This window comes from Acetatifactor muris (assembly GCF_024623325.1).
In the GTDB taxonomy this organism is placed as follows: Bacteria; Bacillota; Clostridia; order Lachnospirales; family Lachnospiraceae; genus Acetatifactor; species Acetatifactor muris.
This window is the reverse complement of sequence record NZ_JANJZD010000002.1, coordinates 289,669-314,290: the sequence shown is the minus strand read 5'-3', so window position 1 is coordinate 314,290 and position 24,622 is coordinate 289,669. Positions and strand designations below refer to the sequence as shown.

The following is a 24,622-nucleotide window of genomic DNA, read 5'->3' as shown; positions in this document are numbered from 1 at the left end:
CAGGATATCATAGACCAGTTATTAAGAGGCTATTAAAAAGTTATTCCGATAAACTTGTTTGAAAGATCGTAAATACTGCTTACAGAACGAGTTTATCGGAATAATCCCAAAATCGGAATAATCCAGAAAATTCCGATATCGGAATTTTGTTGAAGCCCAGAAGAACGAACCAGTAGGATATGAGTTGCTGAACAGAGCAGTCTTTTATGTCAGTCGTCTTATTTCGTCTCAAAAGGAAAGGGATTTTGAGAATACGAATTATAATGACATAAAGCGTGTATACTCAATATGGATATGTATGGGCATGGATGAAAACAGTATGAATCATATTCATCTTACAAATGATAATTTGGTAGGTTCCTATGTATGGAAGGGGAAGATAGATTTAATAAATATTATTATGATTGGTCTGTCCAAACAGCTTCCAAAACGTGATGAACAATATAAACTGCATCGCTTGTTAGGAGCGTTGCTATCAAAGGAACTTACTGCAGATGAGAAACTAAACATAATTGGAAATGAGTACGATATTCCTGTTGAAGAAGATTTTAGAAAGGATGTGGGTGTCATGTGTAACTTGAGTCAGGGAATTAAGGAAGATGGAATTGCAATTGGGGAAGCGAGAATTATTATTAGTATGTATAATAATGGCTTTACAGCAGAGCAGATAGCAGCAGCTACAGATAAGGATATAAAAGATATCGAAATTATTATTAGAGGGAAGGAATTAGCAACAGTATAATTAGAGGACAAATATTAAAGAAATCTTTCAAATAAAAGAAATTTGAGAGGTTTCTTTTATTTGGAAAGTAGTTGCTGAATAGTTTTTTTCTAATCAATATAGAGGCTGTTTTAAAAAAGAGGAAAAAGTATTCATATAACTGAAGAGAGGTTAGAATGATTAAAAAGGATGTGTAACCTGAGGCAGAAAATTAAGAAACTTTGTGGGATACTTAAAAGGGAAGAGTACGATAATGATATATGACAGGCATCCGGAACAGCAAAGCAAGTGCAATAAAGCGTTTTGGGCAAGAGTGCAACGGGTGTTGCACAATATAATAGAATAGAGGTGTGCGAGTGAATAACCAGGAAAACGTGGAGCAGAAATCTAATATTATTATTTATACAACACAAGATGGTTTGACAAAAATCGAAACGACTTTTGACGGAGATACCGTATGGCTATCCATTGATCAGATGGCTGAATTATTTCAAAGAAACAAATCGACAATTTCAAGGCATATTAAAAACATTTTTTCTGAAGGTGAATTAGTGAGAGAATCAGTTGTTGCAAATTTTGCAACAACTGCATTGGATGGAAAAACCTATCAAGTTGACTACTATAATTTGGATGTCATTATTTCTGTGGGCTATCGTGTGAAATCCAAACGCGGCACGCAGTTCAGGATTTGGGCGACTAATATACTGAAAGAATATATGCGAAAAGGTTTTGCGTTGGACGATGAACGATTGAAAAATCTGGGTGGCGGCGGCTACTTTAAAGAATTACTTGAGAGAATCCGAGACATTCGTGCTTCTGAAAAGGTATTTTACAGGCAAGTTCTGGAGATTTACGCTACTAGCATTGATTACGATCCCAAAGCGGAAATATCCATTCTCTTTTTCAAAAAAGTGCAGAATAAAATTCATTATGCGATTCATGGTCAAACGGCGGCAGAGGTTATTTACACAAGGGCGGATGCTGAAAAAGAGTTTATGGGTCTTACAACATTTGTTGGAAATCAGCCGACATTGAAAGAAGCTGTTGTTGCAAAAAATTATTTGGATGAAAAAGAACTTCGAGCAATGGGTCAACTGGTGTCAGGGTATTTAGATTTTGCGGAACGTCAGGCAGAACGTGAACAGGCAATGACCATGAAAGATTGGGCAGAACATTTGGATCGTATTCTTACAATGACTGGAGAGCAGTTATTGCAGGGAAATGGAAGTGTCTCTCATAAGCAGGCTGTTAATAAGGCAACAAATGAATATAAGAAATATAAAGCCAGAACCATTAGCGATGTAGAGGAGGACTATTTGAACTCTATAAAAATGTTAGAACAAAAAACAGATAAGAAATGAAAAAATATATTATTTGAGTCAACGATAATCATGTTGAAACTGTGTGCCTCTTGAGCAACACCTAAAAAAGAAGGAATCCTACATTATTCTGGATATTGAAACGGCTGACTATTATCGCATCAAGAACGAAGGAAAGACTACTGGCAAGTAAGCCTCACAATCGAATGGGAAATTGAATAGATAAGCTGCTTGTATGTATCATACTTTGGATTTGGTACCGGCACGGAAGTAGGAAGACTTCAGGTGAAGAATTTCGTGGATTCCAGTGAATGGGAAATTAAAGAAACGATGAGACGGGGATATTGGACACTCAGCTACCGCGGGCGGAAGCGTCTGAGATATGTACTGTATGAGGTAGCGATATCGCTGACTGGAAAGAGGGCGGAGTTCCGGGAAATACATGAGTATTATCGGAGCCGAAAGGAAAATCCGCTGAAAAAGATGCGAAAGCTGAAATGTATGCCCTGGTTATGGACAGGAGGGACGAAGAAGTTAGGACCTTACAGAAAAGGGAGGAGATCCTAACTGTTTTTCTTTTTATACTCCGTTCCCCACTCTACCATAGCGTCTAAAACAGGTTTCAGGCTATACCCCGTTTTGGTTAAAGTGTATTCTACCCGTGGAGGTACTTCCGGATATACTTTCCGGGTAAGCAATCCGCTATCTTCCATTGAGCGCAGATTAGCAGTTAAAACTTTTTGAGATATATTTCCAACAGATTTTTTAATTTCTCCGAATCGTTTAGTACCGTCTAATAAATCACGGATAATAAGAACTTTCCAGCGGTCACTGATAAGCATTAAAGTGGTTTCTACCGGGCAGGCAGGTAAATTTTTTTCCATGAAAAACCCCCGTTTCTTCACAATAGTTTCTTTTAGGTAACTACGGCACAATAAAGTGCTTACTTTACGTTTTCACCCTATGGATATATTATAATCTTACGAGCGGAAAAAACAAGCCGCAAATAAAACCCAAAAAGAATACAGGAGGAACGAAACTAACTATGAAAATCGCAGATCTCTGCGACCTTGTAAGCGGCAAGGGGACAAGGCTTTTGGTTGTCGGCGGGGCGGGCAGTCTGTATGTGGACCCGGAGCATACCGTACAGGTCATGGACGGAGCAGACTTCCCGGAAATGTTCAAGCCCCTTGCTTCTAACATAGGCAAGGCACTTGACGAACTTCGAACCAGAACCGATGTAAAATGGACATATATCAGCCCTGCCGGAGATTTTCAGGCAGACGGAGTAAGGACCGGGAAATACATCTTAGGCGGTGAAGAATTGACATTGAACGCTAAGGGAGAAAGCATGATCAGTTATGCTGACTATGCAGTTGCTATGGTTGATGAAGCGTTAAATGGGAACCACAACCAGCAGAGAATTTCAGTTGTAGCAGAATAACGGGTTGGATGATCGATCGGTCAAATGTAGAAATCTCTCTGCCCCGTAAAAGCGGGGTGACGAGAAGCCATTGTTAACATTGCGGAAAATGTAAGGAAATGTGCCCCTTACAGGCAATAGATAGGAGGACTCTATGACACAGGCAGAAAGACTTACTTTTCTGATAGAATATCTCATAAACGAAAATGACGAGCTGAAATCATTCCATGGAACGTCTTTTTTCCATGGAACGCCTTTTTTCCATGGAATGCCCTTCTTCCATATTCCCGTGGAGGAAAATGCAAGGAAGCGGCTGTTACGCTCTCTTATGAATATTCGCCCGCCCAAACCGGTTACAGAAGATTTTCTGAACATACAGGACGAATATTTGCAGGAGGAAAAAGCAGAGAAAGGCGTTGTCTCTTTAGCAGATATTCCATTCGTGAAATCTGGGATCTACTTATGGCAAGGCGATATTACACGTTTATCTGTAGACGCGATTGTAAATGCTGCCAACAGTACGATGTTAGGCTGCTTTATTCCCTGTCATGGGTGTATTGATAATGCCATTCATTCTGCCGCAGGCATAGAACTTCGTCTGGAATGTTCCCGTATGATGGAAGAAAGGCATTCCATGGAAGAAGAGCATTCCATGGAAGAAGAACATTCCATGGAAGAAGAGCATTCTATGGAAGAAGAACATTCCATGGAAGAAGAGCATTCCATGGAAGAAGAGCATTCCATGGAAGAAGAGCATTCCATGGAAGAAAGGCATTCCACGGAAGAAAACCATTCTATGGAAGAAAAGGGTTCCATGAAAGAAAACCATTCCGTGGAAAGACAGAAAATAGAAGAACCTACGGGAAAAGCCAGAATAACAAAAGCCTACAATCTTCCCTGCCGATATGTTCTGCATACGGTGGGTCCAATTATCTATGGGGAAGTCACGCAAAGAGATCGCAATCTGCTATCAGACTGTTACCGTTCCTGCCTTGCACTTGCCGCAGAGTATCAGTTGAAAAGCATTGCTTTCTGTTGCATTTCTACAGGGGAGTTTCATTTTCCAAATGAAGAAGCCGCTGAAATAGCAATCCAAACGGTAAAAGAATATCAGAAAAAGCATTCAGGTGATATGGAGGTGGTTTTTAATGTTTTCAAAGATTGCGACTACAAAATCTACAGACAGTTATTGGGATAATATCGAAAAAGTGAAAATAAAAATTCAGAGCGCAGACGCTGTCTTGATAGGCGCAGGGGCAGGACTGTCTGCTTCTGCCGGATTTACTTATTCCGGGAAACGGTTTGAGGATAACTTTCCGGATTTCATAGCAAAATATGGTTTTAGGGATATGTATTCAGCGGGCTTTTATCCCTACAATACATTAGAAGAACAATGGGCGTATTGGAGCCGTTACATTTTTATTAACCGTTACCAAAATGCGCCCAAAAGCGTCTATCATGATTTATACAATCTGGTTCGGGATAAGGACTATTTTGTTTTAACAACAAATGTAGACCACTGCTTTCAAAAGGCAGGTTTTGATAAACACAGGCTGTTTTATACACAGGGTGATTATGGCTTATGGCAATGTTCAAAACCCTGTCACCATAAAACGTATGATAACGAACCCATGATTAAAAGAATGGTTGCCGAACAGGAAAATATGCGTATTCCGTCCGAGTTGGTTCCACATTGCCCGGTTTGCGGTGCACCCATGTCAATGAATCTACGGGCAGACGATACCTTTGTTGAAGATGACGGCTGGCATATGGCAGCTGACAGGTATCAAACCTTTGTAAGCGGTCATAAAGACTTGAATGTTGTATATCTGGAATTGGGTGTCGGCGGTAATACGCCGGGAATTATTAAATATCCTTTTTGGCAAATGACCTGCGAGAATCCCAATGCCGCTTACATATGTATCAATCTGACAGAAGCCTGTGTCCCGGCAGAAATCAAAAGACAGTCTATCGGTATTGCTGATGATATCGGAGAAGCATTGACGCACATAAAGAACCGTTTCGCAGAGCAAACAGCCTGAAGTACGTTCCGGGGGCCCAACCTTCCGCAGTAAAGAGAAGGCTGAACCCCGGAGAAAGGAGTCCGTCTGACGGATCGTCATGACTTTATCAGGGTATATTTTTTCAAATAGGCAAGGTAGGCACTGAGGATACGCGTTGTGCGGTTTTCAATGTCGGTTTCGGTGAAATCTGTCTCTGTAGCTGCAAAATTGAGAAGTTCCAGATTCTTCGTGCCTTCCTTTTGTTGTTTCCGGCTGTTGGTAAATCCCTGATAGTATTTGATTTTGTCTATAAAGCGATAATCAGCCGCACGGATATTAATGCGTTTTTCCAGCAGAACTTTGTTGCCGAGAGCCTCAATATTTCGGATATTCTTCAGAGACTTTTCCTTATCCTGACGGTTACGGGCGTAAATATGCTCGATTTCAAAGACTGTCTCCAGCGAGAGCAGTTCCTGCTTTTCATTTTCAAAAGTCCACCATGCCAACATTGATTTTGTGATCGGGCGGCTGTTGTTAAATCCGAAGGTGGAGAAAATATTTTTAATATCCGAGAGCTCAAATTTAAAGTCCGCAAATGTAACCGGAAGATCGTTTACGATATTGACCATCTCCGCATATACGGGAGTTCTGAGAGCATTTACACCGGGGTGTATAACGGCATATGTCCAGATGAAGCCGGTGATCTTGTTCAGGAATTCATAGAAGGCATCATCCTCCAGCAGACCGTTTTCATCTTTGTTGTGCATGAAGTACACGGAGACAAAATAAGTCCACATGCCATTGGGTGCATAATTCAGTACAAACAGCCTGCGCAGCACTCTCGACGAGAAATGGTCGGCATCCTGGTTGGAGACATCCTCCCAGAAATCTGCCAACATGATCAGGTCAGTAAAGGTGTCCGACTTCTTCAGCAGAGCGTAGTCGTTCTTCTCATAGAATTTGCGCAGCGCCTCTGTGGTAGAGGATTTGATGCCCATTTTGGCACGTACATAATACATATATCTGGTAAAAAGTTCATCCATCGGAGTGCCGGTAACAGGATGGAAAATTTTCTCACACAGCTCTTCCAGAGACTTCCATTTCTTAATGAAAGTATCCTTTTCTCCCTTATTGGAATAAAATTTGTAGAACTGTGCCTTGAAGATATCCGCGTCAGACAGCGGTTTACCCCGGTCATTTAAAGTAGAGAAGATTCGCAGGGCGGTATCCTGTGATTCCGCTTCAATCGGCAGCAGGATACAGTTATTCATGATTCTGGTCGGAAGATAGGCAAAGTAAGTCGGAAAGTTTCCGAGAAACGAATCAATACACTTCTGGAAAAAGAGATAGTTCTGAGCATACCGACTTTTCTGGTCCTTCTTCACAATGCCGGTGCGGAGAATATCAAGAAATTCTTCTTTATCATTATCAGTGGCAACCTCGGAGTCAATCTTCAGCTCCGTCATATCAGGTTCACCGAATTCATCGGTCTTCCACAGGCATTTTTCAATGTTATGTCTGGTGGAGATGGAAGCCTTATCCTGCATGTGGCCGAATTTGGCGTAAAAAGCGCGGAGGAGCAGCATGAATGTGGTCAGGCGCTGCTGGCCATCAATGACCTCCATTTTCTCCTTATTCTTGAAGGTGACAATGGGACCCAGGAAGTATTCACTGTTACTGTCAAATTCTGTGCGGCCATCATCCGGGATAGCGAAATTGAAAATGTCATCCCAGAGGGTCTGGCATTCGGTCTCTCCCCACGCATACGGGCGCTGATAATCCGGAATCAGAAAGTCTGCCCTCTTATCCTGAAACAAATCTTTAACTGTCTTCTGGTCTACATTTAATTTTGACATCCTGAATCCTCCTGGTAATTTGTATATGATTTGTATTCATTCTAACATGAATCATCATGCAAAAACAACGATAAATGTGGCAAACCATTGAAAAGAGTCAGTGTTTTTGCTAAGATTAAAATGTCGGATGGCCCTCTATACCAAAGTCAGCCTGCTCACGTCAGGAAATGGCTATATACGCAGAAGGAGAAAAGAGAATGATAAACAGCAAAAACGTACCCAAAGAGTATCGTCCTATACCGTTCTGGTCCTGGAATGAAAAACTGGACACAGAGGAATCGGTGCGGCAGGTGGAAGAGATGAATGCCCGGGGAATGGGGGGCTTTTTCATGCATGCAAGAGGCGGACTCCAGACGGAATACATGGGCGGGGAGTGGTTTGCCAATGTGGAAGCATGTGTCCGGAAGTGTGAAGAGAACGGTATGTACCCCTGGGCCTATGATGAGAACGGATGGCCCAGCGGTTTCGGAAACGGAATTGTAAACGGCAAAGGAGTGGAGTATCAGCAGAAATATCTGCGCGTCGAAGAGGGAGAAAGGAATACCGACAGAACCATTGCCAATGTGGACGGATACCATTTTTATTATGATGTGAATCCTTTCTATGTGGACACTTTAGACGGAAAAGTCATAAAAGAGTTCATAGATAATATATATCAGCCCTATTATGACCGATTTGCGGGAAAAATTGCGGGAATATTTACGGATGAACCGCAAATATCAAGAGACGGAATTCCGTGGAGCTTTATTTTGCCGGAGGAATATGAAAAAATGTACGGGGAAAGTCTGATTGATGGACTTCCCCTGCTTTTCTTTGACAGAAATGGCTGTAAAGAGACCCGGGTGAAGTTCTGGAAACTGGTATGCCAGTTATTCTCACAAAATTATATGAAACAGATTTATGACTGGTGCGGGGCGCATAAACTGAAACTTACAGGGCATCTGGTCCTGGAAGAATTTCTGCAGAGCCAGCTTACTACCAATGGAGCATGTATGCCTCATTATGAATATATGACAATACCGGGAATGGACTGGCTGGGACGGCATAACATAAGAAGTCTCACCCCTTATCAGGTGGGTTCGGCGGCAAGACAGCTGGGCAAAAAACAGGTCCTGTCCGAGACTTTCGCAATGTGCGGACATAATGTGGGACATGACGAGCTGAAGTGGATATTCGAACATCAGATGGTGCGGGGCGCCAATCTGCTGTGTCAGCATCTGGAGGGATATTCCAACCGGGGTCTGAGGAAGAGAGACTATCCTCCGGCGCTGTATATTCAGCAGCCCTGGTGGAAGGACAGCGAAGCATTTCATGATGCAATGAGTCGGACAGGTATGCTGCTTTCCCAGGGAGATGACGGTGTGGAGGTGCTTGTGATACATCCGCAGACAACGGCGTGGGCCCTGTGTAATAAGGAAAGTCTGGACAGAATCAACGAAGCGTCAAAAGGCAATACTCCTGACAGCATAGAGAGGCTGAATGAGGATTTCCTTGATCTGTTAGAACAGCTGGAAAGAAAGCATGTGAACTTTCATCTCGGCGATGAAATTCTGATGGAGCGTCACGGCAGAGTCAAGGGAAACCGGATTGTGATAGGCGAGAAGAGCTATTCCACTGTAATTCTGCCCAGACATGAGATTCTGCTTGAGAATACAAAACGTCTCCTGGAGGAATTTACCGCAAACGGAGGAAGGATCACAGATGCTGAGAACACAGCGGCGAACGATATCATTGATATTCCTGAGATTACATATTGTGAAAGACATTACGGCGAGTATGACATGTACTATTTTGTCAACAGCACCGAGCATACCTTTAACGCATATATAAAAGCCGGAAATAAGACCATGAATCCAATTACAGGGGAGCTTTCCGAATTTGACGGACATCATGTGTTCAGGAAGTACGAATCCCTGATTGTGACAGACGACCGGACGGGCAGAAAGGCTGCGGTGATACAGCCGGAGCTTACCCCCATAGACCTTGGAGGAGAGTGGAATATTACATCGGTTTCAGAAAATATCCTGACCATGGACTACTGTGATTATTACTTTGACGACAGGCTGATTGAGAAAAACGGCTATATTTTAAACGCCACATACCGGGCCCTGGATTTATGCCGGCCGGTGAAAATCAAGTGTGAATATAAAGTCCGAATCAACTATATTCCCCGGCCCCTTTACCTTGTCTGTGAGACACCGGAAATATTCGAGATTCGGGTTAACGATGAGAAAATAGAGAAAACGGACTGCGGCTATTTCGCAGATAAAGCATTCCGCAGGCTGGATATTACCAAATATGTGAAAATCGGAGAGAATATAATAACGACGGTCGTTGACTTCAGACAGTCGGAGGCTGTCTATGAGGGAATCCGTAAGAGCAGAATATTTGAATCGGAGAAGAATAAACTGACCTTTGAGATGGAGATGGAGCAGATGTATCTCCTGGGAGACTTTTCGGTTGACACGGTTGGTTCTTATGAGGAACTGGACAGAGAGGCGTGCAGATTCTCGGGCAGTTTCGTGATAGAAAAGCCCGGAGGGACCATTTCCCTCGAAAATATACAGAGACAGGGCTTTCCCTTTTTTGCCGGCGAAATCACAGTGAAAAAGATTTTTTCTGCCGGGGATACAAGACTTATGCTTGACTTTGTGAAGACGGGCATTAATTTCGTAAAGGCAAGAATAAACGGCCGCCGGCTGCCTCAGTTCATGTGGGAGCCCTATACCGTCGATGTGTCCGGGCTGGTTCGGGAAGGCGAGAATGAAATAGAACTTACGCTGGTAAACAACCTGAGAAACATGCAGGGACCGCTGCATCTGGCAGAAGGAGAATCCTACAGAGTCGCGCCTGCTTCCTTTTATAAGGAGAACTGCGTGTGGACAAATGACCTGTCGGCTGACAGATGGAATGATGATTATTGCTTTGTGAATGTGTCGGTTAAGAACAGAGAGGGGTAAAATATAAGTGTATGACAAAAGAAAACTGCATCATTCATTTCCTGCCGGCCAGGGCAGGTGATTGTTTTGTACTGGAATTTGATGATAAAAACTGCATCCTGATTGACGGCGGTTATCAGATTACCTACAGAGAAGAATTGAAACCACTGCTTCAGAGACTGGCAGAAAAAGGATGTAAAATAGTTCTGATGATTATTACCCATATAGACGAGGATCATATTCTGGGAGCAATCAGCTTTCTCGAAGATAATGGCGACGCAGATCATCCTCAGATAATACAGGTAGATGAGATATGGCACAATGGGATTTTTAATACAATAATGAACTCGGAAAGATTTCTAAGGCGCAAGACAGAGAATGTGCCGGAAAAAACAGTAAAGGAATATAAGACTATATGTGGTATCCTGAAAGCACAGTTACCGGGAGAAGCCGGATTAATTTCGGCGCCACAGAGTAAGACATTTGAAGAGGTCTGTGCAAAGTACCACTATAAGGTCAACAGGGGATTTGACAGAAGGTGTGTCGTGAAAAGTAAAAGCTGTTGCTTTGGCAACTGTGAAGTTCAGGTTTTATCGCCGGGAATGACAGAGCTTGAAAAGCTTGGGAAAATACTGGACAGAGAGCTGATACGGACTTTTGGAAAGGACTATCTCTGGAAGAGGACAGAGGAATTTGGAGAACTTCTGGAATTGATGACGCTTTACCAGGGAGCGGATGCGCCGGGGAACTTTACAATGCGGCAGATATCGGCCGGAACCGGAGATATACAGAAGTGGCTTGGTACCTCTAATCTGGCGGAAATGAACGAAATCAACTGTGCCTCCATTGTAGTGGTAATTCGCTATAAGGGGCTGAAGCTTTTATTTATGGGGGATTCGGAGAGCGAATTGTGGAAGGAACAATTGGAACCGAAATATGATCTGATCAAGGTGTCTCATCATGGTTCTACGAAACCAAATCTGGCATGGATGGAGAGTACAAAGGCCAGGAAATTATTGATTTCCACTAATGGAGGGAGACATCGACACCCGGAAGATGAATTTCTGGCACGGGTTATGATGGGGGATTTTGAAGAATTATACTTTAACTATGATATTCAGAGGAAATCGGCCATTTTGGCCATGCAGGAAAAATATCATTTCAGGGCAGAGTTTCAAAAGAGGGAAATTGTTTTGGATTGTGTAACGGGGGAAGGATGAAGGAATTGAAGATACCTGTAGTCAGAGTGAGGTCATATCTGGAAAATGAGGTGATAGAGTTTGGAAGTGGTATCATTCTTTCGCCGGGATATGTGCTGACAGCCTCCCATATTCTGCAGGGAGACCGGCATGTTGTGGTTCTGAATGGGGAAGAGAAGGATGCAGTCATTAAAGCGGGCAACCATGTTGCGGCACTGTTGACAGTGGATCCGGAAGCATTGTTGTCGGAGACGGAACAGAGGAGCAGCAGGGAAGCTCTGTCATCAAAGCCGGAAACGGAGCTGAAACGGGAAGAACCTGCGGATCAGATATTGCTCACGGAGGAAGAACTGCTGACAGACAGTACAAAATGGTCAGCGGAGGGCTTTATTACGGATAAGCAGATTTTTCACCCATTATCAGGTACGGGGCTGGTATCGGCTGAGTGCCGGGAACTTCAGGAAGATCTGGAGCGGGATTCGGATTATAAATTAAAAAGTATTGAAGACGGATATGCGGAGAATTATCAGGGACTTTCCGGTGCGCCGGTAATGTGCGGGAAACGGATTGTGGGAATCCTGCAGGTACAGCATCTGACAGAACGAGGATTGCTTGGGGTGGGAATGGCATCGGTAAAATTATTCAGAGAACTCCTGCCGTCAGACTTCTTCAGGCCTTCTCAATACAGGGAGGAATTTGAAGAGAGAGCAAGATGTTTCACGGAAAAAGCCATTGATAAAAATATTGTGAGCAGAAAATATATTCCTGATATTTTTGTGGAAGAAGGCGGCTATAAGGAAAATTTCCGATATTATACAGAGCCGTCATTGTTCCTGAAAAAGGCGGTAGAAGAAGTTGAAGGTATCAATCTGGATGCAGTAAACAAATTGATAACCGGCAAAAACCCAAAAGAGCCAAAGCTGGATTTCAGCGATATAGCGGACTTTGCATCTGAGCACACAATAGAGGATACTCTGGAGGTACTGGTCAAACGGCTGGACGCCGCGGTCAGGAAGATTGAAAAGGCAGAAGTACATCCGGAAGATGCGGGGTTGTCCAGAGAAAAACGGTATCTCATGGAAGACGGATACAGTTATGCAGTAAAATATACTTTGGAAGAGATCAGAGAGGAAATCAGCTTTTTTCAGTATAAAACCATTCTGATTACAAAGGATGCCGGGCAGGGGAAAACCAATTTCCTGTGTGATTTTACCTGTAATTTTCTGATGAAAAAAGGCTTTCCAGTCCTTTTTTATAATGCCCATGACTTCCGGGAAGCCTTTATGAATCGGATTAAAAAGGAGCTGACGCTGGACGAAAAGTATTCCTGGGACTATGTACGGCAGGCGCTGACACAGGTCTGGGAACGGGAACACAGAGCTGTTACCGTTATTATTGACGGGTTAAACGAGAATACAGCGCTGAATGATTTCGGCGGATATGTATTTGACTTTTTGAAGGAAGCGCAAAACCTGCCGTTTCTGAAAGTGGTATTGTCTACCAGAAATGAGCTTCTGAAGGAGCGGTTTGGACAGTTGAATTCGGAGGTTTTGGGCAGCAGCTTTTACCGGATGGATATGAGATATCAGTCGGATAAATTTATGCAGCGGATTTTCTGGGGATACCTGAAATATTTCGATATAGAGATTATGGAAAGCTCTCTTCTGAACCGGACCTATGCAATGCTGGCACATGATACGCTTCTGTTACGCTTTTTCTGTGAAGTGAATCAGGGAAAACGGCAGGTGCGGATGTTGCATGTATACAAATATAGTCTGTTCCAGAAATATTATGAGATAAAAAAGAAGGAATCTGTGCCGGAGCATTCGCCCGGCAAGGAGGCGATTTTCGACAGATTAATCGATCATATCTGTCAACTAATGATTGACAGCAGACAATTTACGGAAATTCCGAGAAGCAGACTATCGGAGGAAGAGCTTGCCATGTTTGACAGGCTGTTGGAAGCGGATGTAATATTCAAGCAGGAGGTACAGGTAAAAAGGGGCCTTTTAAAAGAGACAGAAATCGTTCTGGGATTTACATTTGATGAATTCAGGGACTTCTGCATTACAAGATATATTCTGAAAAATAGTGATACAGAGTCGTTTTCCGCGTTATGGAGAAGGATGCATGCGGAAAACTGGAGCATTTTGGAGGGAATTGAGAGATATATATTTTTTCTGGCCAGAACGGAAGGAGAAGAATTGCTGCCGGTTCTGGAGGCAGAGAAAGAATATAAACAGCTGTATTGGAAAAATGTATGGGAACTGGAGGAAGAGGACATCGGGCAGGAAGACATTGGGAGGTGGAGAGCAGAATTATTAACTGGCGGAGAATATGCGGCATCTGTTGCTAATTTCCTGCTTTCCCACAGAGACAGAAACTATTTCAGAACTGTAAATACGGATTTGTTATTTGAAATGTTAAACCAACTGGCAATAAATCTGGCAGTCTTTGATTCTGTTACCCAGAAGCTGTTTTGCAAGACGCAAAAGGATTATCAGGGGAGAGAAACCGGAGAGAGAGCAGGGGTGCAATCCTGTGACAAACTGACAGAAGCTTTTCAGGAACATAAAGAAGACAAGGCGTTTATAAAGAGAAATGCGGATTATCTGCGGCTGTCAATTTATATGGTGGAAATCGATGCATACCAAATTGGAGCTATGTGGTCAGATGTGTATGCGGAAGTACCGGAAACAGCGGAGGAAATTCTGGAGAAATATGTGATGCGGGAGGATCTGCCACAACTGATCTATCATAATCTGGAAGTTATTCTTGATGCGATTATCGGAGAAGACGGGGAGGAAAAAGGAACTCTTAGAGAAAACAGAGAATTCGAAAAGTCTGGAGGATATGGGAAACTGGGAAGGCTGAGAGCAACATTGAACGAAAAGACTCAGAAGCATAATTATAAGGCGATTAACAGTCATCTGGCAGCCATTTGGGATGAATGAGGGATGGATAAATGAAAATTATGGGGATAGAGGAAAAATGTTATCTGATTGCTCCGGAAGGCCTGGAAATGGATAGTATACTGGAGGCAGTGAGAAACCATATGGGAATGAGAAAAGGTTCTTTTGCAGACCAGCAGGTGAACAGAATTTTCTCGGATTTATTCTGTAACGCATTTGATTTAAAATCCTGCTATCGAAAGTATTATATGGAAGAGTACGATTCCTTTCGTGAGTTCCTGTATCAGAAGGAGACACTGGAGTATGATACCATCGACTCTATGGAATTGCAGGAAGGCGATACTGTCTGGGAATTGAGGTATGGTATCAACAGCTACAGTATCAGAGATTTGATCGGATATGAGAATGAAAACATACCATTGTTCAATCAGTTTCTGGAAGGAATCAATGTGAAGGATAAAAATGCAGGGGTATTAACATGAAAATCAGAAACGGATTTGTCACCAACAGTTCTTCGACCTCTTTTGTGATATCTCTGAAAAAAGACTGGGAAAAAGAAGCATTTATGTCAGCTGTAGGAGCGGACGGAGTGTCACCTGCAAATTGGATCTTCGAGGACCTGTTTGAAGCGCTTGATGAGAGGAAAAAGGAAATTCACAGAGCCATGAAAGACAGCGGCGCAGGTGGAATAACAGTTTCCGAATTCCTGGAAGAAGAAGGATTTGACCCTGAGACTGTAGAAATAGTGGAAAAACTGATTGCAGACGGCAGAACGGTATATTATGGGGAGCTGCGTTCAGATGGTGAAAATGTAGAGGTGTATTTCTGTTGTCGGAGTTTCGTAATATGCGAAGATGATATTTATTTTAATGGAAGTATAGGTGGCTGGTGATGATTCGTCTGCGTCGGGACAGGGCACAAAATTATTATTATCTGTTTGATCATGAAACGGGAATAGCAGTTAGATGGGGAAAGGACAACAGAGAACCTTTCTGGCGAAAAGAAGGGCCGGAGCTTCTGGATATCTCTATCACCAATTATTGTGAAAAAGAGTGTGAATTCTGTTACCGTAAGGCCAATAGAAACGGGGATTTTATGGAATTTTCACTATATGAGGAAATCATGGAACAGGCGGAGAAAGCAGGTGTACAGCAGATTGCTTTAGGAGGGGGAAATCCCAATCAGCATCCGGAGTTCTGGAGATTCCTGAAGACAGCCAGAGAACATCATATTACGGCTTCTTATACAACCAATGGGCAGGGGATGACAGAAGAAATTTATCAGGCGACAAAGATGTATGGAGGGGCGGTAGCAGTCAGCTGGTATTCTCCCTATGATGACGCACGAAAAGTAATTGAAAAATGCGGAGAGTATGGAATATCGGCTAATATTCATTTTTTACTTCATAAAGGTTCGGTTGCAAAGGCGTCAGCATTACTTCAATCGAAGGAAATACAGTGGAAATATGTAAATGCAATTATATTCTTGAATTATAAGCCTGTGGGCAACAGAATTTATGAAGGTCTCAAAGAAGATGACGAGCTGGATCTGTTTTTGAAGACAGCGATGACTTTTGAAAAGTGTAAAATTGGATTTGACAGCTGTATGATTTCATGGTTGGTGAAACACAGGGAATTAATAGCGGAAGAAAGTGTTGATTATTGTGAAGCAGGACGTTTTTCTGCATTCATCTCTGAAAAGGGACTGATGTATCCATGTTCTTTTCTGTCCGGGGATGAAAGTGCGGGAGACTTTATCAGAGAGAGGAGCCTGACGGAAATCTGGAAAAACAGCATGGTATTTAATGATATGCGAGAACGATTGACGGCTCCGACCAGACAGAAGGCCCCGATTTCCAGGTGTATGAATTGTGTGGATTATCCACTGTGCCATGGGGGATGCCAGATATTTCCAATCAACCGCTGTATATAAGGAGAAAGATTATGCGTGATGAAAATAAGGAATGGGATAATGTAAGAAAAAGGAATTTGCGGATTTCCATAGCCAGAGGCTTGAAGGAGAAGGAATGGGGTAGCGATAGGACTTTTTCGGAATCAGAAGTGAAGCAGATATTCCGCTTTAAAGCCAGGGATCTGGCGTATTATGCGGATGCCTTTTTTCAGAAGACAGGGGAAACCTATATACTGTCAGATAAGGAAAGGAAGTATATTGATAAAATACTTCGTGCCAATAAAACGGCAATAGAATTTCTGAAAGATGCAGATGCAAAATTTGTGGCGGAATTCGGAAGCTTCCATGATGAATATGAAAACAGTACCTATGGAAATTTTTCCTATAGTCGCTATCATAAAATAGAAAAATCTGTAGCAGAGTTACTCCCAGTACTGCACTGGGGACATTTGCCTATATTTTATAAGCATTTGCTGTACAATCGTGGAATCAATCCGGAACAGGATATAACCGGATTTTATGACCACTATGACAGTTTGAAGGCCCTGCTGGATGAAATCAGGGGAAAGGGACAAAGGATGCAGATCGAGAGTGATGAGACGCTGGAAAAAAGGTTAATGTTTGAAGTGTATACCAGGAGGTGGGGCCATACGGATCGATACCGGATAAAGCGGACCATAGACGGCTGGGACTGTTCTCACATTGCAATCAAAGGAAAATGTGAGAAAAATGGCGAAGGAGCTTTGTTTGAAAATCTTCATCACGACTGTGTCTTTTTCCCGGAGGATGCCGTAAAGTACGGGATGGAGGAATTATGGGAAGCGGCGGATGAGGGGGAGATTGGTCTGGAAGAATTACAGAGAAGACTACAGCAGGTAGCTGACTGGATCAGCCATGTGGAAAAGGCGGCAGGAGAGGGACAGCCGGAGTGGGTGAATTATTTTTGATTTTGTTTGTTCATAACTTTAAAAGAACATGGAATAAGTCAATACCAGCTTTATACCTATCATGGTATAAGCAGGGCACAAATTCAGCGTCTGAAAGAGAATCAGTCCGTTACAACACATACGTTGGATATGATTCTAAATATATTGGGGGAAGGCGTTACCCTTGATGATATTGCAGAATTTGTGCCGGATGAAATTGAGGAAGGATAGGGGGGGCATATCCTTTCTTTTTTTGTGTGTTGTACACTTTAAACAACTTTATCTAAGTTTTGTCTCAGCAGCTCTTTTATTCTTTTGGGATTGTGTAATAAATATAATTCCTGTCTATCAATAGTTATCAAGACAAGCTGTAAATAATAAATCCTGTTTTTCATTACTTCATTTCCTGCTTTCTCTGGTAAGCGGTGGAGATTTATGTTAAAATGAGATAAATTTTATCGAAGGGTTTCCAAAATACGATTATGACTATGGATTTATATCCGGCGCTTTTTCCTGTCAGGTGGTTGTTATAGGAGGAATGAACAAAACGTATTTCGCAGAAAGGTAAAGAGAAAATTGAATCATAATAAAAAAGAGAAGGAATATATAGATAAAACAATTTTTTACTATGACGAAAATGCCGGGAGTTTTATTAAAAATACAGTTGATGTTGATTTTACCGCAACACAGCGCAGCTTTTTATCAAGATTGAAAAAAGGTGCCTTTATCCTCGATTTCGGCTGCGGCTCTGGTCGCGACACAAAATTTTTTCTGGAACAGGGATATGTTGTAACGGCAATAGACGGCTCTGTCGAATTATGCAAAGCCGCAGGCAAATACACAGGTATTCCGGTAAGGCACATGCTGTTTCAGGAATTAGATGACGCTGAAGAATACGATGGAATCTGGGCATGTTCATCTATCCTTCATCTGCCATTACCGGAGCTGGAAGACGTTTTCCGCCGTATGGCAGCAGCCTTGAAAGAGTGCGGTATTATTTATACATCCTTTAAATATGGAACCTGTGAAGGTGAGCGTAACGGAAGATATTTTACAGATATGACGGAATGTAAATTTTCCGGTTTCCTGCAGAATATCAAGGAGCTGGAAATTGAGGAACACTGGGTATCCTTTGATGTCAGACCCGGAAGAGGCGATGAAAAATGGCTGAATATAATATTGCGGAAGAAGTAATCGGTGAAGTACTTGAAATAGAGACAACGGATGTCATGACGGGTGACAGGAACCGCCGCCGTTTTCTGTACTATCAGTTGAAGATGAGCATTCAGCTTGCAAAAAGGATAGATATCATTGTATCTTTTCTGATGGAGTCAGGAGTGCGCCTGATTCTGGGGGATTTGAAGGCCGCGCTTGACAGAGGAGCGAGTATCCGCCTGTTGACTGGAAATTATCTCGGAATTACACAGCCATCTGCATTATATCTGATAAAAAAGGAACTGGGAGATCAAATCGATTTACGCTTTTACAATCACAAAGAGCGCTCTTTTCACCCAAAGGCATATATTTTCCATTATGAAAATGGCAGTGAAATCTACATAGGGTCTTCAAATATATCCAGAAGTGCGCTGACTTCCGGAATAGAGTGGAATTACAGATTCAGCAGCCGTAAGGATAAGGAGAACTTTAATCTGTTTTATTCCACTTTTATTGATTTATTTGAGAAGCATTCTATCATTATCGACGATGCCGAGTTAAAGCGTTATTCTAAATCCTGGCATAAGCCGGCAGTAGAGAAGGATTTGGAGAAATATGACAATCTGGAAGATTACCCGGATGCGAAGGTAGAGACATTGTTTCAGCCCAGAGGGGCGCAGATAGAGGCACTATATGCGCTGGAGGACAGCAGAGCAGAAGGGGCTGTAAAGGGGCTGGTGCAGGCAGCCACAGGAATAGGAAAGACATACCTGGCGGCATTTGACTCAGCAAAGTACGAGCGTGTCCTGTTTGTGGCGCATCGGGAAGAAATTTTGAAGCAGGCAGCCATATCTTTTCGGAATGTCAGGAATTCGGATGATTATGGGTTCTTTTATGGGAAATACAAGCAGAATGACAAGAGTGTCATATTTGCTTCTGTGGCGACCCTGGGAAAAGAGGAATATCTGAGGGATGAGTATTTTTCACGGAATTACTTTGACTATGTGGTGATTGACGAGTTCCATCATGCTGTAAACGAACAATATCGTCAGATTATTAATTATTTTCGCCCGAAGTTTCTGCTGGGCCTGACAGCTACTCCGGAAAGGATGGATAACAGGAATATTTACGAAATCTGCGATTACAATGTGCCATATGAAATTTCCTTAAAGGATGCCATTAACAAAGGAATGCTGGTTCCATTTCATTATTATGGGATATATGATGAGACGGATTATTCCGGTTTTCACCTGATTCGGGGACATTATGAGGAGAAAGATCTGAATGCCGCTTACATTGGAAATGCCAGAAGATATGATCTGATATATAAGCATTATATGAAGTACCGTTCAAAAAGAGCGTTTGGGTTTTGCTGTTCCAGAAAGCATGCGGAGGAGACTGCAAAGGAATTCTGTCAACGGGGAATCCCTTCGGTGGCGGTGTACAGCAACGCTGACGGAGCATTTTCCGAAGACAGGGATATTGCCCTGGAGAGGCTGAAAAAGGGGGACATCAAAGTCATTTTCTCCATAGACATGTTCAATGAAGGTGTGGATCTGCCACAGGTTGACATGGTGTTGTTTCTGCGTCCCACGGAATCGCCGGTAGTGTTCCTCCAGCAATTGGGCCGGGGATTGCGCAAAAGCAAAGGGAAGGAATACCTTAATGTGCTTGACTTTATCGGAAATTATGAAAAGGCAGGCAAAATTCCTCAATTTCTTGGCGGGGAAATGGTTTGTGCGAAGAATGGCGATAAGCGGACAAATGAGATTGAATATCCGGATGACTGTATTGTAGATTTCGATATGCGCCTGATTGATTTGTTCAGGGAGATGGAAAAGAAAGGGCTGACTATTCATGAGCTCATCAGAAGGGAATACTTCAGGGTAAAGGAAATGTTGGGCGACAGGACGCCTGACCGGATGGAATTATTCAATTATATGGAGGATGAGATCTATCAGCTTTGCATTCAGAATGTAAAGGAAAATCCTTTCCGCAGATATCTGGAGTATCTTCATGAATTGCAGGAACTGTCAGCGGAAGAAGAACTTTTATATAATGGAATCGGGCGAGAATTTTTGAATCTGTTGGAGACAACGGATATGCAGAAGGTTTATAAAATGCCTGTTTTAGACAGCTTCTATAATGACGGAGATATCCGCATGGCGGTGACGGAGGATGAAGTGCTGGAAGCCTGGAAAAAATTCTTTTCCAATGGAACGAACTGGAAAGACCTGGGAGAGAATATGACCTATGAGGAGTATATGAAGATTACCGACAGGCAGCATTTGTCAAAGGCAAAGTCCATGCCGATACGGTACCTGAAAGCCTCCGGGAAGGGATTCTTTATTGACGTGCCCGGGTATGCCATTGGAATCAGGCGGGATCTGGAGGCGGTGATCGGCAGTCGTGTATTGCAGGAGCAGATGAAGGATATCATTGAGTACCGGACTATGGAGTATTATCGGAGGAGGTATCAGGATAGTCGCTGGAAAGAAAAGTGACATTGAAATGCCGCTCTCATGGATTTTACAGAGGAGAAAGTAAAAATGGGATTAGCGAAAACTTTGGGGATTATATCAGTGGTCCTGCTTTTAGGGGGCATTATATTGCAGGTTATAAGGCATAAGCAGCTTGAATCAGCGCTTACAGGAAATGCGCAGTCGCTGTATCCACATATACGAAATCAGACCATATCACATGGCAAAGCGGCAGAGATTCTGGGAATCAGGAAATCTAAGCTGATTGACATTTACGACAGATTAGGATACTCCTATTTAGATATGACGATGGATGGGCTTGATTTGGAATTGGAAACTTTCAGGCAACTGAAAAAGAGAAGATAACGTGCGGAACAGTTAAATGGTACTCAAGACACGAAAGGAAACAGGACATGGGCTTCTTTGGCAAAATATTTGGTCATAAAAAAGCACAGACAAATTCGGTGAAAAGGACACCCATAAATCCTGGACAAGCAATCGTTCCTAAAAACGAAAATGTCATAAAGTTGCTTGATTTAAAGAATTACATAGATTCACTGATGGATGCAGAGAGATATATTGCTAAAAGTGATTATCTTGAAAAAATAAAGGAATATGGATCTGTTATTGATTTTTTTGTTGTTCTGAAGAGCAGCGGCATGTTAGAAAGTTTTTGCCGGATAAATGAAACTTCCATGTCTGAAGTTCAGAATACCATAACAGCATTTACTGATATAGAAAAGCTGACAGACCGACATAATGAAGAATTCATAACAAAAACCATGGTCAGCGAAAAGGAATATCTTGATAATATTCTCAAAGCGATTGATCCTGCAGTTTCATTAGATGACGATCAGAGAAGAGTGGTCTTAACGGATGAGGATTATTGTCTGGTCATTGCGGGAGCAGGTGCCGGAAAGACAACGACAGTGGCAGCCAAGGTCAAGTATCTTGTGGATAAACAGGGGATAAAACCTTCCCAGATACTGGTGGTTTCGTTTACAAATAAAGCAGTAAATGAACTGAAGGAAAAGATACGGGGTACATTGGGAATCGAATGCCCAATCGCAACATTCCATTCAACCGGAAATGCAGTAATCCATGTGAATACGCCGGACGAGAAGCTGAATATCGTAGATAATTCAAGATTATATTTTGTGATTCGGGACTATTTCCGCGGCTCTGTTATGCAGAATGAGAGTGTAGTGAATAAGCTTATTATGTTTTTTGCATCTTACTTTGATGCGCCCTATGAAGGAGACGATTTCAACGGATTCTTTAATAATATTGCAAAAGCAAATTTTTCAACGATGAGAAGTGATCTGGAAGATTTTAAATGTAAAGTAATAGATGCGAGAACGAAGAAGTCAGTCACAATCCAGAATGAAGTGTTAAGATCGCATCAGGAGGTTGAAATTGCTAATTTCCTGTACCTTAATAATATAGACTATGATTATGAACCTGTATATCAGTATGATATTTCGTATGCAAGAAAGCCGTATACACCAGACTTTATTGTTTATCAGGATGGCAGAAGCGCATATATTGAGCATTTTGGTATATCTGAAAACGGAGAGAACGACAGATATAGTCCGGGAGAATTAGACAGATATAAAAAAGCAGTAAACGATAAGGTTCGTCTGCATAAGCAGCATGGAACCTCACTGATATACACATTTTCTTCATATAATGACAGGAAACCATTATTGACTCATTTGAGGGATGAACTGGAGGCTAAGGGCTTTGAACTCAGGCCCCGTTCCAACAAGGAAGTAATGGAAATGCTTGTTGCCGGAGAAGAGAATCGGTATGTGCGTAAGCTGATTAATCTCATATGCCGATTTATTTCCAATTTTAAAGTGAACGGGTACACAGAGGATGAGTTTAACCGTATGTACCATTCTACCCAGAATGTCAGAAGCAGATTGTTTTTGGATATCTGTAATGACTGCTATCTGGAGTATGAGAGGTGGCTTAAAGAAAATAAAGCAGTGGATTTCGAGGATATGATCAATGAGTCCGCCAGAATACTTAAAGAAGTCAAAGAAATGAAGCAGAAGCTGGATTTCAAGTATATTATTGTGGACGAATACCAGGATATATCCAGACAAAGGTTCGACCTTACGAAAGCGTTGTCAGAGGTTACAGAAGCTAAAATAATTGCAGTGGGAGATGACTGGCAATCCATATATGCGTTTAGCGGCTCAGATATTACATTATTTACCAAATTCGCTGAAAAAATGGGATATGCCAAAATGCTCAAAATTGTCAGGACATATCGAAATTCTCAGGATGTGATTGATATTGCAGGAAACTTCATACAGCAAAATTCTGAGCAAATTCCAAAGCAGCTTATTTCTTCGAAGCGAATAGAGGACCCGGTTCTTATTTATACATATGACAGCACTTTGAAGCGAAAGGACGATAATCGCAGAAGTGGAGCTAATTATGCTTTAGCGTTGGCTGTTGAAACTGCAATTCTACAGCTTATTGAATATAAGAAAGAGGAGAATAAGGAGCCTGGCCCAATTCTTTTGTTAGGCAGATTTGGGTTTGATGGGGACCATTTAGAGCGATCAGGTTTGTTTGAGTACATAGATCGCGGAAATAAAATTAAAAGTGTGAATTATCCAAATCTTGATATTACATTCATGACTGCTCATTCTTCTAAGGGACTTGGATATGATGATGTAATTATTGTAAATGGCAAAAATGAAACTTATGGTTTTCCTTCAAAAATAGAAGATGACCCTGTACTGGCGTTTGTCATCAAGGGAGACAGATCTATAAATTATGCTGAGGAAAGAAGACTGTTTTACGTTGCTATGACAAGAACGAAAAACAGAGTGTTCTTTATTGCGCCAGAGCAGAATCCGTCTGAATTTTTACTTGAATTAAAGAGAGATTATAAAAATGTTGTTTTACATGGTGACTGGAATGAAGAGGAAGTTGCCGGCAGGCCTAAGAAAGCGTGCCCGCTTTGTGGGTATCCCATGCAGTTGAAATATAAAAAAGCATATGGACTGCGGCTTTATATTTGTACAAATGAACCTGAAATCTGCAGTTTCATGACCAATGATCTGCGCGGGGGCAAGATGTCTATCCAGAAGTGTGATAAATGCAGAGACGGGTATCTGGTGGTTAAGCAGGGAAGAGATTCCGGATTTTTCTTAGGATGTACTAATTATAAGCCTGATGGGACAGGCTGTAATAAGGTGATGAATAAAAAAGCATTTTATGACCAGATGGGGTACGAGATGGAAGAGCCGGAAGGAATGCGCGCAGAAAAATCTGTTGAAATGCAACAGGTACCAAAACAACGGACCACTGTCGTATCATCAGAGAAACCATCAGCTGTTAAAAGAGAACTGAAAGATGACTCCATAGAAATTAGTCTGGCAGACATGCAGCCCGTAATGTATGGAAATTATGAATTGAATCATTTAATATTTACAGTGGTCAAAGCGCTTCAAAATGTAAGCAGGGTAAAGTATTATGGAGTAACCGTACTTACCGAAGTTCTGAAAGGAATCGACAGCAGGAAAATAGTTGAAAGTAAGCTGGATAAGCTGCCGGAATTTGGGGCATTACAGGATATGCCCTATGAGAGAATAAGATCAATTATAGACTGGATGATAGCAGAGCATCTGATATTGAAGACGAAGGGGAAATATCCGGTGTTGCATTCGACGTATGAAGGCCTCCATTATGCAGAAGTAATCACAGAAGGTAAGCTTCATAAATTGAAAAAGTATTTGGAGAATGGGGGGACCTAAAG

The 24,622-nt window shown here is 42.1% G+C and carries 19 protein-coding genes and 2 pseudogenes; 19 read left to right on the top strand and 2 right to left on the bottom strand.

Going from position 1 to position 24,622, the window contains the following annotated elements; all coding sequences use genetic code 11:
• Positions 1–304: 304 nt before the first annotated feature.
• From NSB25_RS03290 to NSB25_RS29620, 4 genes and pseudogenes are all read left to right on the top strand, one after another.
• Entirely contained in the window at positions 305–742 is a 438-nt protein-coding gene (locus NSB25_RS03290) for a hypothetical protein (RefSeq protein WP_242982252.1), read from the top strand.
• Positions 743–941: 199 nt separating this feature from the next.
• Positions 942–1,034, top strand: a pseudogene (locus NSB25_RS29895) (IS200/IS605 family transposase); the annotation flags it as partial.
• A 43-nt stretch (positions 1,035–1,077) separates the two neighbouring features.
• Positions 1,078–2,082 carry a virulence RhuM family protein gene (locus NSB25_RS03285; protein WP_103237737.1) on the top strand — a complete coding sequence of 335 codons (1,005 nt, stop codon included), beginning with the start codon at positions 1,078–1,080 and terminating at the stop codon, positions 2,080–2,082.
• A gap of 309 nt (positions 2,083–2,391) precedes the next feature.
• Positions 2,392–2,535 (top strand): annotated as a pseudogene (locus tag NSB25_RS29620) (IS110 family RNA-guided transposase); the annotation flags it as partial.
• Between the two features lie 68 nt (positions 2,536–2,603).
• Here NSB25_RS29620 and NSB25_RS03275 read toward each other — a convergent pair.
• A complete protein-coding gene (locus NSB25_RS03275; protein WP_103237977.1) occupies positions 2,604–2,924 on the bottom strand; it encodes a winged helix-turn-helix transcriptional regulator in 321 nt (106 codons plus the stop codon).
• Between the two features lie 161 nt (positions 2,925–3,085).
• Here NSB25_RS03275 and NSB25_RS03270 point away from each other — a divergent pair, with 161 nt between their 5' ends.
• The 3 genes from NSB25_RS03270 to NSB25_RS03260 all read left to right on the top strand — a co-directional run bounded on the left by NSB25_RS03270 (position 3,086) and on the right by NSB25_RS03260 (position 5,505).
• On the top strand, positions 3,086–3,484 hold the full coding sequence (locus NSB25_RS03270; protein WP_330405981.1) for an NAD(P)-dependent oxidoreductase: 399 nt from the start codon (positions 3,086–3,088) through the stop codon (positions 3,482–3,484).
• 133 nt (positions 3,485–3,617) lie between these two features.
• The gene (locus NSB25_RS29890; protein ID WP_242982253.1) at positions 3,618–4,661 is read left to right on the top strand and encodes a macro domain-containing protein; all 1,044 of its coding nucleotides are present in this window, start codon (positions 3,618–3,620) and stop codon (positions 4,659–4,661) included.
• The gene (locus NSB25_RS03260) at positions 4,612–5,505 is read left to right on the top strand and encodes an SIR2 family NAD-dependent protein deacylase (protein WP_103237738.1); all 894 of its coding nucleotides are present in this window, start codon (positions 4,612–4,614) and stop codon (positions 5,503–5,505) included. Before NSB25_RS29890 ends, NSB25_RS03260 begins: the two co-directional genes overlap by 50 nt.
• A gap of 77 nt (positions 5,506–5,582) precedes the next feature.
• Here NSB25_RS03260 and NSB25_RS03255 read toward each other — a convergent pair whose 3' ends face one another.
• Complete coding sequence (locus tag NSB25_RS03255; protein WP_103237739.1) at positions 5,583–7,322, bottom strand: DUF262 domain-containing protein; 1,740 nt, start codon at positions 7,320–7,322, stop codon at positions 5,583–5,585.
• Positions 7,323–7,519: 197 nt separating this feature from the next.
• Here NSB25_RS03255 and NSB25_RS03250 point away from each other — a divergent pair, with 197 nt between their 5' ends.
• The 12 genes from NSB25_RS03250 to NSB25_RS03195 all read left to right on the top strand — a co-directional run bounded on the left by NSB25_RS03250 (position 7,520) and on the right by NSB25_RS03195 (position 24,620).
• Positions 7,520–10,282, top strand: a complete 2,763-nt coding sequence (locus NSB25_RS03250; RefSeq protein WP_103237740.1) for a hypothetical protein — start codon at positions 7,520–7,522, stop codon at positions 10,280–10,282.
• A gap of 11 nt (positions 10,283–10,293) precedes the next feature.
• Positions 10,294–11,481 carry an MBL fold metallo-hydrolase gene (locus NSB25_RS03245; RefSeq protein WP_103237741.1) on the top strand — a complete coding sequence of 396 codons (1,188 nt, stop codon included), beginning with the start codon at positions 10,294–10,296 and terminating at the stop codon, positions 11,479–11,481.
• Positions 11,478–14,414 (top strand): NACHT domain-containing protein, encoded by a 2,937-nt coding sequence (locus NSB25_RS03240; protein ID WP_103237742.1) that lies wholly within the window; start codon positions 11,478–11,480, stop codon positions 14,412–14,414. The genes NSB25_RS03245 and NSB25_RS03240 overlap by 4 nt, the downstream gene beginning before the upstream one ends.
• 11 nt (positions 14,415–14,425) lie before the next feature.
• A complete protein-coding gene (locus tag NSB25_RS03235) occupies positions 14,426–14,854 on the top strand; it encodes a hypothetical protein (RefSeq protein ID WP_103237743.1) in 429 nt (142 codons plus the stop codon).
• Positions 14,851–15,264 carry a hypothetical protein gene (locus NSB25_RS03230; RefSeq protein WP_103237744.1) on the top strand — a complete coding sequence of 138 codons (414 nt, stop codon included), beginning with the start codon at positions 14,851–14,853 and terminating at the stop codon, positions 15,262–15,264. The genes NSB25_RS03235 and NSB25_RS03230 overlap by 4 nt, the downstream gene beginning before the upstream one ends.
• Positions 15,264–16,304: a radical SAM/SPASM domain-containing protein gene (locus NSB25_RS03225; protein WP_103237745.1), complete on the top strand. Its 1,041-nt coding sequence runs from the start codon at positions 15,264–15,266 to the stop codon at positions 16,302–16,304. The genes NSB25_RS03230 and NSB25_RS03225 overlap by 1 nt, the downstream gene beginning before the upstream one ends.
• Positions 16,305–16,315: 11 nt before the next feature.
• Complete coding sequence (locus NSB25_RS03220; protein WP_103237746.1) at positions 16,316–17,230, top strand: hypothetical protein; 915 nt, start codon at positions 16,316–16,318, stop codon at positions 17,228–17,230.
• 6 nt (positions 17,231–17,236) lie between these two features.
• Positions 17,237–17,440 (top strand): helix-turn-helix domain-containing protein, encoded by a 204-nt coding sequence (locus NSB25_RS03215; RefSeq protein ID WP_103237747.1) that lies wholly within the window; start codon positions 17,237–17,239, stop codon positions 17,438–17,440.
• A 345-nt stretch (positions 17,441–17,785) separates the two neighbouring features.
• Positions 17,786–18,403: a class I SAM-dependent methyltransferase gene (locus NSB25_RS03210; protein WP_306817536.1), complete on the top strand. Its 618-nt coding sequence runs from the start codon at positions 17,786–17,788 to the stop codon at positions 18,401–18,403.
• The gene (locus tag NSB25_RS03205) at positions 18,373–20,868 is read left to right on the top strand and encodes a DEAD/DEAH box helicase family protein (protein WP_103237748.1); all 2,496 of its coding nucleotides are present in this window, start codon (positions 18,373–18,375) and stop codon (positions 20,866–20,868) included. Before NSB25_RS03210 ends, NSB25_RS03205 begins: the two co-directional genes overlap by 31 nt.
• Before the next feature lie 45 nt (positions 20,869–20,913).
• Entirely contained in the window at positions 20,914–21,210 is a 297-nt protein-coding gene (locus NSB25_RS03200; RefSeq protein WP_242982254.1) for a hypothetical protein, read from the top strand.
• 47 nt (positions 21,211–21,257) lie between these two features.
• Entirely contained in the window at positions 21,258–24,620 is a 3,363-nt protein-coding gene (locus NSB25_RS03195) for a UvrD-helicase domain-containing protein (RefSeq protein WP_103237750.1), read from the top strand.
• Positions 24,621–24,622: the final 2 nt, after the last annotated feature.

Bases quoted from the DNA above. Each gene is read 5' to 3' on its own strand.
- NSB25_RS03220 (WP_103237746.1), top strand. From the start codon at position 16,316: ATGCGTGATGAAAATAAGGAATGGGATAATGTAAGAAAAAGGAATTTG.
- NSB25_RS03195 (WP_103237750.1), top strand. From the start codon at position 21,258: ATGGGCTTCTTTGGCAAAATATTTGGTCATAAAAAAGCACAGACAAAT.
- NSB25_RS03200 (WP_242982254.1), top strand. From the start codon at position 20,914: ATGGGATTAGCGAAAACTTTGGGGATTATATCAGTGGTCCTGCTTTTA.
- NSB25_RS03205 (WP_103237748.1), top strand. From the start codon at position 18,373: ATGGCTGAATATAATATTGCGGAAGAAGTAATCGGTGAAGTACTTGAA.
- NSB25_RS03250 (WP_103237740.1), top strand. From the start codon at position 7,520: ATGATAAACAGCAAAAACGTACCCAAAGAGTATCGTCCTATACCGTTC.
- NSB25_RS03235 (WP_103237743.1), top strand. From the start codon at position 14,426: ATGAAAATTATGGGGATAGAGGAAAAATGTTATCTGATTGCTCCGGAA.
- NSB25_RS03245 (WP_103237741.1), top strand. From the start codon at position 10,294: ATGACAAAAGAAAACTGCATCATTCATTTCCTGCCGGCCAGGGCAGGT.
- NSB25_RS29890 (WP_242982253.1), top strand. From the start codon at position 3,618: ATGACACAGGCAGAAAGACTTACTTTTCTGATAGAATATCTCATAAAC.
- NSB25_RS03275 (WP_103237977.1), bottom strand. From the start codon at position 2,924: ATGGAAAAAAATTTACCTGCCTGCCCGGTAGAAACCACTTTAATGCTT.
- NSB25_RS03290 (WP_242982252.1), top strand. From the start codon at position 305: ATGGATGAAAACAGTATGAATCATATTCATCTTACAAATGATAATTTG.
- NSB25_RS03255 (WP_103237739.1), bottom strand. From the start codon at position 7,322: ATGTCAAAATTAAATGTAGACCAGAAGACAGTTAAAGATTTGTTTCAG.
- NSB25_RS03230 (WP_103237744.1), top strand. From the start codon at position 14,851: ATGAAAATCAGAAACGGATTTGTCACCAACAGTTCTTCGACCTCTTTT.
- NSB25_RS03260 (WP_103237738.1), top strand. From the start codon at position 4,612: ATGTTTTCAAAGATTGCGACTACAAAATCTACAGACAGTTATTGGGAT.
- NSB25_RS03225 (WP_103237745.1), top strand. From the start codon at position 15,264: ATGATTCGTCTGCGTCGGGACAGGGCACAAAATTATTATTATCTGTTT.
- NSB25_RS03270 (WP_330405981.1), top strand. From the start codon at position 3,086: ATGAAAATCGCAGATCTCTGCGACCTTGTAAGCGGCAAGGGGACAAGG.
- NSB25_RS03240 (WP_103237742.1), top strand. From the start codon at position 11,478: ATGAAGGAATTGAAGATACCTGTAGTCAGAGTGAGGTCATATCTGGAA.